At 42.5% G+C, this 16,098-nt stretch carries 9 protein-coding genes; 7 read left to right on the top strand and 2 right to left on the bottom strand.

Annotated elements, in window-relative coordinates:
• Positions 1–3 precede the first annotated feature (3 nt).
• The 7 genes from pmbA to ACOI22_RS08965 all read left to right on the top strand — a co-directional run bounded on the left by pmbA (position 4) and on the right by ACOI22_RS08965 (position 13,449).
• Complete coding sequence (pmbA, locus tag ACOI22_RS08995) at positions 4–1,335, top strand: metalloprotease PmbA (protein WP_420671689.1); 1,332 nt, start codon at positions 4–6, stop codon at positions 1,333–1,335.
• A gap of 1 nt (position 1,336) precedes the next feature.
• Positions 1,337–2,455, top strand: a complete 1,119-nt coding sequence (locus ACOI22_RS08990; RefSeq protein ID WP_420671688.1) for a sensor histidine kinase — start codon at positions 1,337–1,339, stop codon at positions 2,453–2,455.
• Positions 2,448–3,278: a LytR/AlgR family response regulator transcription factor gene (locus ACOI22_RS08985; RefSeq protein ID WP_420671687.1), complete on the top strand. Its 831-nt coding sequence runs from the start codon at positions 2,448–2,450 to the stop codon at positions 3,276–3,278. The genes ACOI22_RS08990 and ACOI22_RS08985 overlap by 8 nt, the downstream gene beginning before the upstream one ends.
• Positions 3,279–3,602: 324 nt before the next feature.
• Positions 3,603–6,503 carry a glycoside hydrolase family 16 protein gene (locus tag ACOI22_RS08980; RefSeq protein ID WP_420671686.1) on the top strand — a complete coding sequence of 967 codons (2,901 nt, stop codon included), beginning with the start codon at positions 3,603–3,605 and terminating at the stop codon, positions 6,501–6,503.
• A 13-nt stretch (positions 6,504–6,516) separates the two neighbouring features.
• Positions 6,517–9,504, top strand: coding sequence for a TonB-dependent receptor (locus tag ACOI22_RS08975; protein WP_420671685.1), 2,988 nt, complete (start codon positions 6,517–6,519; stop codon positions 9,502–9,504).
• A 98-nt stretch (positions 9,505–9,602) separates the two neighbouring features.
• Complete coding sequence (locus ACOI22_RS08970) at positions 9,603–10,862, top strand: sugar MFS transporter (RefSeq protein WP_420671684.1); 1,260 nt, start codon at positions 9,603–9,605, stop codon at positions 10,860–10,862.
• A gap of 16 nt (positions 10,863–10,878) precedes the next feature.
• Complete coding sequence (locus tag ACOI22_RS08965) at positions 10,879–13,449, top strand: glycoside hydrolase family 3 protein (protein WP_420671683.1); 2,571 nt, start codon at positions 10,879–10,881, stop codon at positions 13,447–13,449.
• A gap of 124 nt (positions 13,450–13,573) precedes the next feature.
• Here ACOI22_RS08965 and arcA read toward each other — a convergent pair whose 3' ends face one another.
• Positions 13,574–14,278, bottom strand: a complete 705-nt coding sequence (arcA, locus tag ACOI22_RS08960) for a two-component system response regulator ArcA (RefSeq protein WP_420671682.1) — start codon at positions 14,276–14,278, stop codon at positions 13,574–13,576.
• A 385-nt stretch (positions 14,279–14,663) separates the two neighbouring features.
• Positions 14,664–16,097, bottom strand: coding sequence for a glycogen synthase (locus tag ACOI22_RS08955; protein ID WP_420671681.1), 1,434 nt, complete (start codon positions 16,095–16,097; stop codon positions 14,664–14,666).
• Position 16,098: the final 1 nt, after the last annotated feature.

The following is a 16,098-nucleotide window of genomic DNA, read 5'->3' as shown; positions in this document are numbered from 1 at the left end:
CATATGCAAGTAGAGCAGCACCTCAGTGAAATTCAAAATATAGTAGACGAAACCTTAAGCTTTGCCAAAAAACAAGGGGCCACTGCCGCAGAAGCGAGCATGTCAAAAGTACAAGGAATAGCGGTAGGAACACGTTTAAAAGAAATTGAAACTCTAGAATTCACCAATGACGGTGGCCTTGGCATTGTGGTGTTTGTTGGTAATAAAAAGGGCAGTGCCTCTACAGCTGATTTGTCACCCGAAGCCTTAAAGCTAACGGTTAGCAAAGCCATTGAAATAGCCAAATACACCAACGAAGATGAATTTACCGGCGTAGCTGATGCTGACTTAATTGCGACCGAATTTCCTGATTTAGATTTGTACCATCCTCAACCTTTAGATGCGGAATATGCGCTAGAACAAGCGTTAAAGTGCGAAGAAGCCGGGTTAGATTCATCGTCGCTTATTGTGAATTCTGATGGCGCATCTTACAACGCAAATGTAGGGGTGAAGGTTTATGGTAATACCCACGGTATAAATGCCGGATATCCAAGCACTCGATATAGTTTAAGTTGTGTATTAATTGCACAAAAAGATGAAGACATGCAGCGTGATTATGCTTACACCGTTTCGCGCGTAGCTGAAAACTTGGATTCTCCAGAGTTTGTAGGTAAAGAGGCCGCAAAAGAAACGCTCTCTCGTTTAGGCGCTCAAAAACTCGGTACGCTAAAAGCGCCGGTATTGTTTCACCGTGACATAGCATCAAGTTTATTCGGCCACTTAGTGGGCGCAATTAGCGGTGGCAGTTTGTACCGTAAATCTAGCTTTTTGCTAGATAGCTTAGGCAAGGAGTTATTCCCTTCGTGGTTAAATATTCGTGAATTGCCGCACTTAAAACAAGGTTTAGCCAGCTCATCATTTGATAGCGAAGGCGTGCAAACCTATGATATGGATATTATTAAAGATGGTGCACTGTGTAATTACTTACTTACAAGCTATTCAGCAAGAAAACTAGGTATGCGCTCAAATGGGCATGCTGGTGGTATTCACAATTGTATGGTGAGTGATACAGGCGAAAGCGATGAAGCCTTACTTAAAAAACTAGGTACAGGCTTAATTGTTACCGAGCTAATGGGCCAAGGCGTCAACATCGTTAACGGTGACTATTCTCGCGGCGCCGCAGGGTTTTGGGTAGAAAACGGTGTTATTCAATATCCTGTTCATGAAATTACCATTGCCGGTAACTTAACAGATATGTATAAAAATATTGTGGCGGTAGGCAAGCAGAAAGAAGTGCGCGGCGCGCTGCAAACAGGTTCTGTGCTGATAGATAACATGCAAATAGCAGGTGCGTAGTTTGTCATCGTTGCAAGATACTCCCTTCTTAACTAACTCCTCCAGGTTTTCTAGGCCGAACAATCAGTTTTGGACCTTACAGATATGCGGTTGGGTAGGGTATTGTGTTGTGGTTTTTTTAGCAATTATTCGCCCGCAGTTTGAGCAGTCAGGCTTTGATTTTAGCGGGCAAATGCTTAACTTAGCCATTGAGACTTTAAGCGGATTTGTTTTATCAAGTATGCTTTGGTTTATGATAAGGCGCATAGTGCATCTTTCATTAAGACTTACCCTAACTATAAGCTTTGTAAGTGCCGCGCTACTAGGTTGCGTGTTCAATGTTATAAAGCTCGCGTCATATAAAGCAATTATTCACCAACAAGTATGGTACGAGAAATTTAATATGCTTGAATTTGGTGGCTGGCTTTTGTTTTCAGTTGCCACCATGTATGTGTTTACGGCCATTTTCTTTGTAATGCTTTATAACAGCCGCCTGCAAAAAGAGCACGAAATGTTGTTGCGTGCACAAAACTCAGCAAAAGAAGCGCAGTTAGAAATGCTGCGTTATCAATTAAATCCTCATTTTATGTTTAACACTTTAAACGCTATATCTACCTTAATTTACAAAAATGAGAACGACAAAGCCAATGAAATGTTAGATAAGCTATGTTTGTTTTTTCGTCATTCCCTTGAGCAAAAGAAAGATCAGCAAAGTACATTAAAAGAAGAGCTAGAGGTAATGGAGCTTTACCTTTCTATAGAAAAAGTGAGGTTTGCCGAGCGTTTAAACGTTTCAATAGATGTAGAACCCTCTACTTATATGGCAAAAGTTCCCAGCTTGTTACTTCAGCCTATTGTTGAAAACGCGGTTAAGTTTGGTATTGAGGCGAATAAAAGCCAAGGTAATATTATTGTGAGTGCCAAACGAGTAAAAGATAATTTAGTCGTGAACGTATTTAATGATGGGCCAAGTCCGGGCGCTAACACACGCAAAGGCTTTGGTATTGGTCTAAATAATACTAAAGAACGTTTAAATACCATGTTTAACGATGTAGCCCAAGTTGAACTTAGAGAATGTGAAAGTGGGGGAACAATGGTTAGCTTGGAAATGCCGTTTATGAATGAAGTGAAACATGCCTAGTAGTCTTATATCAGCAATGGTTGTAGATGATGAGCCTTTAGCAATTGAAGGCTTAAAGCTGCGCTTGCAAAAAATCCCAGATATACACGTTATTGGCCAAGCAGAAGACGGTGATAGTGCAATTGCCCTGTGTCAAGAGTTACAACCCGATGTTTTGTTTATTGACCTAAATTTACCCGGTATAAACGGGCTTGAAGTTGTGCAGTCTTTACAATCTGACAATATGCCCTTAGTGGTATTTGTAAGTGCACACAGCGAATATGCGCTTGATGCCTTTGAACTAAGTGCCATTGATTACCTGCTAAAGCCGGTTAATTTAGGTCGCTTACAGCAAACAATGGAACGTATTCGAGAGCGCCTAACACCCCTTGAGCGTGACCAAGAGAAATTTAAATTACTTCAGGCACTCGGTGAAGTGTCGGGAATGGATATATCAGAACTGCAAGACTGGCTAAGTAGCGATAAGCCTCTACCAAATGCCAATCAACAAGAACTAATTATAAAGAACCAAGATAACGAAAAAGTGTTTGTGTCAGTTGCTGATATAGCTTGGATTGATGCAGCCGGTGATTATATGTGCATACACACCGACGCGGAAAATTACATTTTGCGAATCACTATGAAGAAACTAATTAGCCAATTAGATGAGCGTATCTTCCAACGCATTCATAAATCCACCATGGTAAATGTTAACAAAATCGTGAGTATTCAGTCATTAGGTAACAACGAAAGCATGCTTGATATGGGCGAGGGCGTTAAGCTGAAAGTCAGCCGAAATTACAATGCAGCCATTAAAACTATTATAGAAAGTCGTTCAGCTTAGTTTTCACCAAATTCATCATTTGTTAACATGCTGAACCTTTCATCGCAAAAAACTACCGCTTTGTCGCGATATTTATTACCTTTATGATCTAATCGCAAAAAAAAATCACTATGTCGCATTTGAATTGTATCTCATATCAACATATCGCATTATCCTCCCCCAAATGTTACTAGCGTGTTAATTCACTGTTTCTAAAAACAGTACAAAACAAGCATAAAATAGCAGCATTATACGAAAGCAACTTGTCGTTTCGGGGACACAAAACGACAAGCTGTTTAGAATTAAAATAAACGTTCTGAAGTTCTCCAACTGGGGTTTAACACAATGAGTATTAAAATTAATAAAATCACCACAATAGCAGGCGCTGCTTCGGTTATGGTTTTATCAGCATGTGGCGGTGATGTAGAAACAAATACCGACATTAATGCGGTAGATGTAAGCCAGCCAAGCGTTCAACCTGTAGGTCAAGAATATGCTGATAGCGACTGGCGCTTAGTATGGAATGACGAGTTTGACGGCAGCACAATTGATACTAGCAATTGGAATTATGAAATTAATTGTGATGGTGGTGGTAACGAAGAGCTACAATGTTATACCGATTCAGCTGAAAACGCCTATGTATCTGATGGTACTTTAAAAATAGTTGCCAAACTAAATGAAGGCGCAACAGGCGAAGATGATGACTTTACATCAGCGCGTTTAACTACTCAGAATAAAAATGACTTCCAGTATGGGCGCATTGAAATGCGTGCAAAACTTCCTCAAGGACAAGGTTCATGGCCTGCATTTTGGATGATGCCAACCGATTCAGTGTATGGCGGATGGCCAAAATCGGGCGAAATCGACATTATGGAAGCGGTAAACCTTGGCGCTATGCGTGAAGATGGTACACCGGAAACCAGCGTATATGGAACCTTGCACTATGGTGCAGGTCCGGGCAGTGACTTCTCAGGCGCATCTTACTCTTTTGATACTAGCCCAGCTGATGACTTCAATACCTATGCAATTGAATGGCAAGAAGGTGAAATTCGTTGGTATGTAAACAATGAGCTTTTTGCGACTCAGCGACAATCAGCCTTGAACGTGAGTTCAACAGGCGAGGTAGTTGGGTTAACTCATCGTGGTTGGTATGCTGAGCTTTATGATATTGCCACCGGTGAATTGGAAACCAATTATACCGCTGCGCCGTTTGACCAAGACTTTTTCCTTATATTAAATGTTGCAGTAGGCGGTACTTGGCCTGCTTCGGTAAATGAAACGGGCGTTAACACTAGCTTTTTTGAAGGCGCAGGCCAAGCTTTAGAAGTTGACTATGTAAGAGTGTATGAATGCGCGATTGACTCAACTACTGGAAAAGGCTGCGAAACAATTGCACCTGGTTATGAAACTGACGTAGCAGATGGTGGTTTCTTAGTTGAAGGCCAAGCTCCGTCACCAAGTTTAAGTGGTGGTGGCGCAAATCCAATTACCATTTTTGACGATGAACTTAACGTCAACTGGGCTGCTTGGGACTGTTGTGGTGGTTCTACCCCTGCACTAGTGGCTGATGATGAAGACCGCGGCAACGTTTACCAGTTTGCAGTAGAAAATGGCAATAGTGGAACAGTATTTGGTTTCATTACGCGTTCAGAATTTCTTTCACCCGACCCTACCGTAGGTGCTAGTGCCTCACCGCATAATGCACTAGGTATGATTGAAAATGGTTATGTTACTTTTGACCTAAAAGTAACTTCTGCTCCACTTGATGCAGACGCCGAATGGAATTTTAAAATAGAAGCGGATGGTAATTCTGGTTCCAGTAATGAATGGGCTGCTTTACTCACAGAGTTTGGCGATGCGCCGATTGTTGATGAGTGGATGACCTACCAAATTCCTTTGCAAGCTGTTGCCGATGCGGGCGTTGATTTAACCTTACTTGACGTCATCATGGTTTTCCCTACTTGGGGAATGGGCGATGGTGCGGTTTTCAGAATGGACAATGTAGCTATTGAAAGCGGCGAAGAGGCAAGCGGGCCAGTTTATGCCGAATTCACTGAAGGCTTCGGTGGCGCAACTGTTGATGGCAACGCTTATACTTACCCTCTTGGCGCTGAAGTATGGGGTGGTTTTGCAAACACCAATACTGATATGTACCCACTTAATTTTGAACATGGTGGTTTGCTTACGTTCACTGCTTCTGTCCCAGAAGGCGCAGCTGACACTGACATTCGATTTGTACTTGAAAACGCACCCTTCCCAGATGTAGACCCGTTCTTCACTACCGAAACGGTGACTATATCAGGTACGCAGTTACAAACGTATACGGTTAATATTGCGCCGCAAGAAGCAGCTAATACCTACACTTCATTCTTGTTATACATTAACGAAGCGGGCAATACAGTTAACATTCAAGATGTAAAAGCTGAGACTAATAATCATGCCACAATGGAAGGCTTTGGTAATGCATCTGTAGATGCGGCTACAAGCACCTATATATTCCCATCAAACGCAGAAGTATGGGGCGGTTTTGCCAATGTAAATGCTGATTTGTATCCGTTTAATTTTGCAACAGGTGGCAAAGTAACGTTTACCGCATCTATCCCTTCAGGCGAATCTGATGTGGCACTTAACTTCCGCTTTGAAAAAAATGCATTCCCTGATGTAGATCCTGCATTTAGTACTGAAACCGTAACAGTTTCTGGTTTAACCGAGCGTACTTACACTGTGTACATTGAGCCCCAAGATGCTGAGAATACTTACAGCTCGTTCTTATTGTACTTAGTTGATCAAGATTCACCTGTAGTGATTAAAAATATCATTGTGTCTCAAAATGAAGACGTAGCTAGCTTCGAAGGCTTTGGTGGGGCTGAATTTGATGTAGCAAGCAGTGAATACAACTTCCCGAGCGGCTCAGAAGTATGGGGCGGCTTTGCCAATACTAACGAAAGTGCTTATCCGCTTAACTTTGCAGCTGGTGGCCGCATAGAATTTAGCGCGGCACTTCCTGTAGGCGCAGCGGCTACAAGCGTAAGGTTCTTGTTTGAGAAAAACCCGTTCCCTGATGTTGATCCAAGTTTTGGTACTGATTCAGTCACCATAAGTGGCACAACATTAACGCGTTATGTGGTTGATATCCCAGCCCAAGATGCGGCTAACACCTATAGTTCATTCCTAATGTATTTAAATGAGAATGACGCTCCGGTGATTATCAAAGATCTTGTAGTAACTGCTGATCGCGCACAATAAGAGAATACAGAATATGAAAAACACAACGTTTAGAAAAACAAAATTAGCATCTGCTGTTTCATTGCTTGTAGGGCTTTCTAGTGCCATACCAGCGTTTGCTCAAGAAGCTAGCGAAGCGCAAGCGGATGAAGTTGAAGTTATTGCGGTACAAGGTATTCGTGGCTCACTAATACAAGCGCAAGACATAAAGCGCAGCAGTGAAGGTGTTGTTGATGCCATTGTGGCAGAAGACATGGGTAAATTCCCAGACACCAACCTAGCTGAATCGTTACAACGCATTACAGGTGTATCAATAAGCCGCGCAAACGGTGAGGGTAGCCAAATCACAGTGCGCGGTTTTGGCCCTGATTTTAACATGGTGACCTTAAACGGCCGCCAAATGCCATCAACCGGCTTTTCACGTTCGTTCAACTTTGAAAACTTCGCATCAGAAGGTGTAAGTGCCCTAGAAGTGTACAAAACATCACGTGCCGATATCCCTACAGGCGGTTTAGGTGCAACGGTTAATATTGTGACTGCTCGCCCCTTGTCAAACCCGGGTACGCAGTTTTCATTAACAGCTAAGGCAAGTCATGATACGTCAAACGAAGTAGGCGAAGATATTACGCCTGAAGTTGCGGCGCTAGTAAGCAAAACGTTTTTTGATGACCGCCTAGGTGTGTCATTAACTGGCTCATTCCAGCGCCGTGACTACCAAAAACAGTCAGCCAATATTCAAGGTTGGCAAGCTAATGTTGCTTTACCAGAGCTTGATGCATCGCAATTTACTGATGCGCGTGCAGTTGACGCAAACGGTGATGCAGTGCAAAACTTCTTAACACCAAACGCTGACGGCGTACTTGAATCTACGGCGGCGTATTTCTTTCCCAAAGATATGAACTATGCCATTGAAGATGTGCAACGTGAAAGACAAAACGCACAAGCCACCATTCAATTTGCAGCTACTGAAAATCTAACGTTTACTGCTGATTACACCATGAGTAACGTAGTGGCCGGCAGCAACACAGTGGGCTGGGGTATTTGGAATAACTTTGGTGACAACATCAATAGTTATCAACTTGATGAAAACGGCACCGCCTTATATGCCAATATATCGGGTGACGATGGCTCATTTAGCGCATCAAGAAGTACCACAGAGTTTGATATGGAGTCATTTGGCTTAAATGTAGAATTCCAGGCGACTGACGAGCTAAAATTCACGTTTGATTACCACGATTCTAAATCTACCATTGATAATGGACAAGATGCTGGTTTACAAAGTGCCGGCCAAGTGATTTTGGGCTCAGCCGCGCTTGATTACAAAGAATATTCGTATTTAAATGGTGACATTCCAGCGTATTTAATTGCCTGGACTAACGGTACTAATCAGCTAACTGCGAGTGAAATTGACTCTAACTTTAGCCAGTTTATTCATTCACCGGGTGAGTCTGATATTGAGCAGATACAAGCGGATGTTGAATATTTACCTGATTTTGACTTTGCGCCTTCGTTAATAAAGGTTACAGCTGGAATTGGGCAAACTAAACAAGTGTTAACCGGCACAAGTGGTTGGTCAGGCTTGCGTGGTGGACCCGGTTTTAACCCAAGCTTTACCGCTATATTCCCTGATAGCATGTTTACCTTAAATGATACGGGTAGTTTCCTTGACCAGTTCTCAGGCGGTGGTTCGTCACTCAGCCCCAACTATTATTGGACATATGATTTTGACGAAGCAATTGCGCGTCAAGCAGCTTACTTAACCTCCGATGTAGTGGGAAGCAACGAATACGTAGTTGACCCATATTATTCAACCAACACTACCTCAAGCGTTGAAGAAGAAACTAAGTCTTTTTACATTAATACGCTTTGGGAATTTGACGTAAAAGACTACTACGTACAAATAAACGCAGGTGTTCGTTACGAAGAAACTGACGTAATAAGCCCTTCGCAAAGCAACATTGCTGAGCAAGTTAACTGGGTTGCAGCCTCTGAGTGGATAACTTCGTTCTCAGGTGTTCAGGAATTATCTAATGCAGGTGGCTACGACCTCCTATTACCTATGATTGATATTCGTGTGGATTTAACTGATGACTTAGTTTCACGTGTGTCTTTAGGTAAGAGTATTACTCGTGCGCCACTAGGCAACTTATTAGGCGGTTTAGCGCTATCGGGTAGCCCTAAAATTGGGTCTAGAACGGGCTCACGTGGAAACACCAATCTTAAGCCTTACCAGTCAACTAACTTAGATATTTCTTTAGAGTATTACTACGCAGAGGGAAGCTATGCTTCTGTAGGTTTGTTCTGGAAACAAGTTGATGATTGGATTGAGACTTCTACCGTGGATGTAGAGTTTGATGGGCTTCACGATATTTACCTAGGTGCACGCTGGAATGAAGCGGTAGGCAATATTAATGACCGCGGTGAGCAAGCAACTGACACTGCAATTTTTGACGAAATGATTGCGCTAGGTTATGCCAATGCTGATGGCCAAATTGAGCCAGATTCAGCTAGTGACCCGTTAATTACGTGGCGCTTAAGCTCACCTGAAAACGTTGAAGAACGTAAAACAAACGGATTGGAAGTGGCTGTTCAACATTTGATTGCTGACACCGGTTTCGGTGTATCAATTAACGCCACATTAGTTGATGGTGATGTTGACTACAACCCGTATATTTTAGCAACGCAAGATGCACTTCCTGGTTTGTCTGACTCGGCTAACTTCACCGGCTTCTATGAAGACGATGACTTGTCGGTTCGTTTAACTTACGCATGGCGTGATAGCTACCTTATTGGCCAAGGCCAAGGGCAGGGGACTTCAGATAATCCACCGCAGTTTGCTAAAGAATTTGGCCAGTGGGATTTGAGTGTTAACTATGACATAAACGAAAGCTTAACGGTTTTCTTTGAAGGTATTAACCTGAACAACGAAACCGAACAGCACTATGGCCGTTTTGAAGAGCAATTCTTATTTGCAGGACAGTACGGGCCACGCTACTCGGTGGGTGTACGATTTAGCTTGTAAGTATAAAGCACAAACAGCCGCCTTAACTGGCGGCTTAACTATTTCAGTAAACGCGCTAGGTATTGGCGCATAACATAAATCTTTGGAGTGATGCAAAAATGGCGTCAAACATTCCTTTATCTGAGCCGAACCTAGCACCAGATAACAACACAAATGCACAGCAGAATAATCTGTTCTCTTTAGTTTCTCTGACGTCACTGTTCTTTATGTGGGGTTTCATTACCTGCTTAAATGATATTTTAATCCCTTACCTTAAAGGCGCTTTTGACCTAACGTACACTCAAGCAATGTTGGTACAGTTTTGCTTCTTCGGTGCTTATTTTGTGGTGTCAGTTCCTGCAGGTTGGTTAGTGGGAAAAATTGGCTATAAACAGGGCATAGTAAGTGGACTACTTATTGCCGCGGTTGGTTGCGCATTGTTCTATCCGGCTTCGGCTTTGCATACCTACGGGCTCTTCTTGTTTGCTTTATTTGTATTGGCATCGGGCATCACTATTTTACAAGTGTCGGCAAACCCTTTTGTAACCGTACTGGGCAGCCCGCAAACTGCATCATCGCGCCTAACTATGACGCAAGCATTTAATGCTTTAGGAACCACGGTTGCGCCATTCTTTGGTGCCTACTTAATATTTGGCGGCGGCAATGGAGGGGAAACTGAACTTGCAGGTGATTCTTCATCGTTGGTACAACTTCCTTATTTAATTTTGGCTTCTGCGTTACTAGCCTTAGCTGCTATTTTTAGTTACTTAAAGTTACCTGATTTAGGACGTAAACAAACAGATACTGTTAGCGAAGGTTCTGCTTGGGAACATAAACATTTACGTTTAGGCGTGGTGGGTATCTTTTTGTACGTAGGGGCCGAAGTAGCCATAGGTAGCTTTTTAGTGAGCTTTTTAAGCCAACCTGAAATTGCAGGACTCAACGAAGAACAAGCGTCTAAGTTTATTGCCTATTACTGGGGCGGTGCAATGGTAGGGCGCTTTATAGGTGCTGTGGTTATGCAAAAAATAGCGGCAGGAAAAGTACTTGCCTTTAATTCGGCCATGGTTGTATTACTGGTGAGCATTGCGGTTACTTTTGACGGCTCGGTATCAATGTGGTCTTTACTCGCGGTAGGTTTATTCAATTCTATTATGTTCCCGACTATTTTTAGCTTAGCGCTAAATGGTTTAGGTACAAGTACTGCGCAGGGTTCCGGACTACTTTGCTTAGCTATAGTGGGCGGCGCCTTATTACCCTTACTTCAAGGCTTTATTGCCGATAGCATCGGTTTACAAATTTCGTTTGTATTGCCAATGCTGTGTTATTTATTTATTGCCTATTACGGGCTTGTTGGCTCAAAGCCAGCTAACCATTAAAGTTTGAGAATTTATCATGAAATTTGCTAAATCATTATTAGTATTAAGTGTTGCAGGCTTCTTAGGTGCAGCTTGTTCGCAGCAAAACAACGAAGCTGTTGATGTTTCTAACAACATGCCAAAAACAGGTCTTGAAATTTGGCCCGAGCTAGATGTTGAAGTGAAGCAAAGCCAAGAAGTAGAAGCACGAGTGGCTGATATTTTAAAAGGGATGACCCTAGAGCAAAAAATTGCTCAAATGATTCAGCCGGAAATTCGCGATATTACGGTTGAAGACATGCGTAAGTATGGTTTCGGCTCTTACCTAAATGGCGGAGGGGCTTTTCCAAATGACAACAAACACGCTACGCCGCAAGATTGGATAAACTTGGCTGAGAGCTTGTATCAGGCGTCAATTGACGACAGCCTTGATGGCTCTAATATTCCTACCATGTGGGGCACTGATGCAGTACACGGTCACAATAATGTAATTGGTGCGACCTTGTTCCCGCATAATATTGGGCTAGGGGCTGCGAATAATCCAGAGCTTATAGAAGAAATCGCTAAGGCAACCGCTACCGAAGTAATGGTTACGGGCATAGATTGGGTGTTTGCACCTACTGTAGCTACCGTGCGTGATGATCGTTGGGGACGCACTTACGAGAGCTATTCTGAAGACCCTGACATTGTTTATGAATACTCAAAAGCTATTGTTCGCGGCCTACAAGGGCGACCTAGTGAAGACTTTTTAGGTGATAGCCGCGTAATTAGCACTATTAAACATTTTATTGGTGACGGCGGCACGGTTAAAGGTGATGACCAAGGTGATAACATTGCCAATGAAAGCGATTTGTTTAAGCTACATGCGCAAGGTTACGTGGGCGGCCTAACGGCGGGTGCGCAATCGGTTATGGCCTCATTCAATAGCTGGCATGGCAAAAAAATACATGGTGACAAATACCTACTTACAGACGTACTTAAAGATCGCATGGGTTTTGATGGCTTTGTAGTAGGTGATTGGAATGGCCATGGTCAAGTGGCGGGTTGTAGCAATAGTGATTGCGCTCAAGCTGTAAATGCGGGCCTTGATATTTATATGGTGCCTACTGATGCGTGGAAGCCTTTGTATGAAAACTTGCTCGCTCAGGTGAATTCCGGTGAAATTGCCATGAGCCGAATTGATGATGCAGTAACGCGCATATTACGCGTAAAAATACGCGCTGGCTTATTTGAGAAACCGAGCCCAGCAAAGCGTATATTGTCAGGTAAAACCGAGTTAATTGGCCAGCAAAGCCATCGTGATATCGCCAAGCAGGCGGTTCGCGAGTCATTAGTATTGCTTAAAAACAAACAGAACATTTTACCTCTTAGTAGTGGTATGAATGTATTGGTAGCAGGCGATGCTGCGAATAATATTGGAAAGCAGTCAGGCGGTTGGACCATTACTTGGCAGGGTACCAATAACACTAATGAAGATTTCCCTGGTGGCAGTTCTATTTATGATGGCATAAAACAGCATGTAGAAGCTGGCAAGGGCAGCGTGACCTTAAGCGAAGACGCAAGCTTTACGACTAAGCCTGACGTAGCCATTGTAGTATTTGGTGAAGAACCTTACGCAGAAGGGCATGGTGACCGAGAGCACGTTGATTACCAACGTGGTGTTAAATCTGACTTAGCGCTACTTAAAAAGCTTAAAAGCCAAGGTATACCTGTTGTATCTGTGTTCATTAGTGGTAGGCCTTTATGGGTAAATGCTGAGTTAAATGCCAGTGATGCTTTCGTAGCCGCTTGGTTGCCGGGCTCAGAGGGTAGTGCTGTAGCTGATGTATTATTCAAAGATGCTTCTGGCAATGTTCAGTATGATTTCACGGGGCGTTTGTCATTCTCATGGCCTGCTAGCCCTTCGCAAGCAACCGTTAATGTGCATGACGAAGATTATGAACCACTACTACCTTACGGTTTTGGCTTGTCATACGGTGATGAAAATACGCTAGCAGACGACTTAAGCGAAACCTATGAAGCTAGCGAAGAAGAAGTAAAAGATAGAAAACTCTTTACTGGCACTATGCAAAAACCTTGGGAATTAATGCTGACATCGGGTTATGAACTAGAAGCGGTAAAAGCTAGCACTGCCTCGTTCAATCAGGTGCAGTACCGAACGGTTGATAGATTAGTACAAGAAGATGCCTTTAGATTAACTATTGCCCCTAGCGAAGCGGGTAGTGGTGTTCAAATAGCAAGTAAGAGCTACTTCAGAGAAGACATGCTAGCACAAACCCAAAATGACGCCGTGTTGTCATTTATGGTTAAACTGGAGTCTGCAGTACCAAGTTCCGTTATGTTAGGTATGAGCTGTGAAAGCGAGGGCGATCCAGCGGGAAGTTGTAGTACGCAACTCAACATTGCTGACAAACTTGCTGAATTGCCGTTAAACGAGTGGGCTACCTTTACAGTGGATACTCGCTGTTTTGTAAATAAGGGCATTAAGTTTGAAAACATGGTTGTACCATTTCAACTAAGTACTTCGCAGGCACTCACTTTAAGTGTTAGCGAAATATCGTTTAAGTTTGACCAAGCAAAGAGCGCAAATATAATTTGCGCTCAATAAGGTGTGTGTAGGACTTAGCATGCATTTGCTGCTAAGGAGCCTAGTTATTTAGTGTGTGAATAACTAGGCGAAAAAAAAGACTCGTAAGAGTCTTTTTTTTTAACTTGTTTTTTAGCGCGCTTGTTTAGTCTACAGCGCCGCAAAAACGATAACCTTCACCGTGAATAGTCACAATCAACTCTTCTTCGTTAGGCTCTGATTCAAAGTGCTTACGAATACGACGTATAGTTACATCAACAGTACGGTCATTAGGACGCAATTCACGGCCCGTCATTTCCATAATAAGTTGCTCACGCGTTAAGATTTTGCCAGGGTTACTTAAGAATAAGTGTAAGGCTCTAAACTCACTACGTGGAAGTCTGAATTCTTTGTTCAAAGGTGAAATTAAGCTGCGGCTATCACCATCAAGCGTCCAACCGTTAAATTTCACTTTACTTGGTAAATCATCATCTTCAGCAGCGTTGCTGGTTCTTGACAACAAGTTACGTGCGCGAATAGTTAATTCGCGAGGGTTAAATGGCTTGGTTAAGTAATCATCAGCGCCAATTTCTAGGCCTAAAATACGATCTACATCGTTATCGCGGCCTGTTAGGAAAATAAGCCCTACATTTTTGCGGTCACGTACTTCGCGTGCCAATATCAAACCATTCTTACCTGGAAGATTGATATCCATTATAACTAGGTTGATATTGTTGTTTTGGAAAAAACCATGCATTTCTTCGCCATTTTCGGCTTCAAATACATTGTACCCTTCTGCTTCAAACAAGCTTTTAAGGGTGGTGCGTGTAACTATTTCATCTTCTACTATTAATATATTTGGCGTTTGCATTTGGACTCTACACTTGTTCTGCTAATTGAAGGCGTACATTGATTTCGTAAAAATCAGCAAGCACTTGAATATTACAAGTAGGACTGACTCAAACGAGTTATTCTTTTCGTTCTTAATTGGTTTTATGAGCGTTTTACTATCTAAAGGTTCAGCTTAAATTTTAACAAGATAAAGCTAATTCTTAGCCAATAAAACTCTTTCAAAAACACTACTTTAGTATCAATAACACATATCTACTATACGCATTACCAGTATTTCAAAAAAAACAACATTTTGAAAGTCCATTTTCGGTTTATTGACATTTTATCGGCAATAAAGTCAAAATTCTTTCAAAAAAGTAACATTTCCTTATGGCTAGCAACATTATTGGCTGGCGAAAGCCCTTTTATTTCAAATATACCGCTTCGTATTGCAAGGCAGCACTTTCCCATGTAAATCGTGTGCGCATGCCCAAATTAATCATTTGTTTAATACGCCCAGGGGATTCTTGATAAGTTAACAATGCATTTCGAATGGTACTTAATAGCGAAGCACTTGAAGCGTCTTCAAATACAAATCCAGTGCCGTTGTCGTGGCTAGCATCAATAATGGTGTCGGCAAGCCCGCCTACTTTTCTCACAATGGGCAAAGTTCCGTAGGCTAAGCTGTACATTTGATTTAAGCCGCAGGGTTCAAATTCAGACGGCATTAAAAAGAAATCACTTCCTGCTTCTATTGAATGCGCCCATTGCGGCTTAAAAGCTTCTACAAAGGCGAATTTGTCGGGAAATGCGTGCCTCATACCATGTAATTGGCTAGTAATGGTTTCATCACCGGTGCCCATAATAACTATTTGTACTTTATGACGCAGCACTTGTTCAAGAATAGGCATTATAAAGTCAAAACCCTTTTGGCGCGTAACACGGCATATCATGCCAATTACAGGTACCGATTTAACCACCGGTAGGCCAGCTTCTTGTTGTAATTTAAGTTTGCAAGAAAGCTTTCCGCTTGTGTCACTGGCGGAATAATTTTCGCAAATGAGTGGATCAGTGGCGGGATCCCATTGGCTGTAATCACAGCCGTTCAAAACACCAGTGACTTTTTCAGGTGCTTGGTTAATTACATCTGATATACCATGGCTGCCTAATACTGAGGTAATTTCTTTGGCATAAGTAGGGCTTACTGGACATACTTTGTTTGCGTACATTATGCCGGTTTTCAGCATATTTACATGGCCGTTATCGGTATACACTTTTTGTGCGTCAATTGGGTCAAGTAAAGCAACTTTGTTTAGCATTTCAACGCCCTGAAAAGCGGCGTTATGCAAGGTAATTACGCATTGGCTTTGCGCAAAAAACTCAGGGTCACCAATGATCTCATGGCGCGCCATGTAATTACTGTGCATAAAGTAAGGCGTCATGGCTGTATGCCAATCATTGCAATGGACTACATCAGGCTGAAAACTAATGTTTTCACTTACGCTTAACGCACTTAACGATAAAAAGGTAAAGCGCTCAGCATTGCTGCCTAGGGTGGTGTCCCCGTATGGGCTTTGTGCTTCTGAAAAATAAGGGTGATCAATTAGGTAAGTTCGAATGCCATGAAAGTCTAATTCTTTCACATGGTAAGAGTAATGATGTTCATTTACTCGTAGTCGCTGTTCAGGTACTACATCTATCAAATCAAAGGCTTCGGCTACTTGCTTGTAGTAGGGCATTATTATTACCACTTCATGGCCTAAATCTTTAAGCGCAAGCGGTAAAGCTTTGCCAACATCGGCTAAGCCACCGGTTTTAATAATGTCTTCAACTTCAGATATGACAAATAATATTTGCATT

It is taken from the genome of Glaciecola sp. 2405UD65-10 (assembly GCF_048820975.1).
Lineage (GTDB): Bacteria > Pseudomonadota > Gammaproteobacteria > Enterobacterales > Alteromonadaceae > Glaciecola.
Note: the sequence above shows the minus strand (reverse complement) of the source record. Positions and strands in the feature narration are given on the sequence as shown.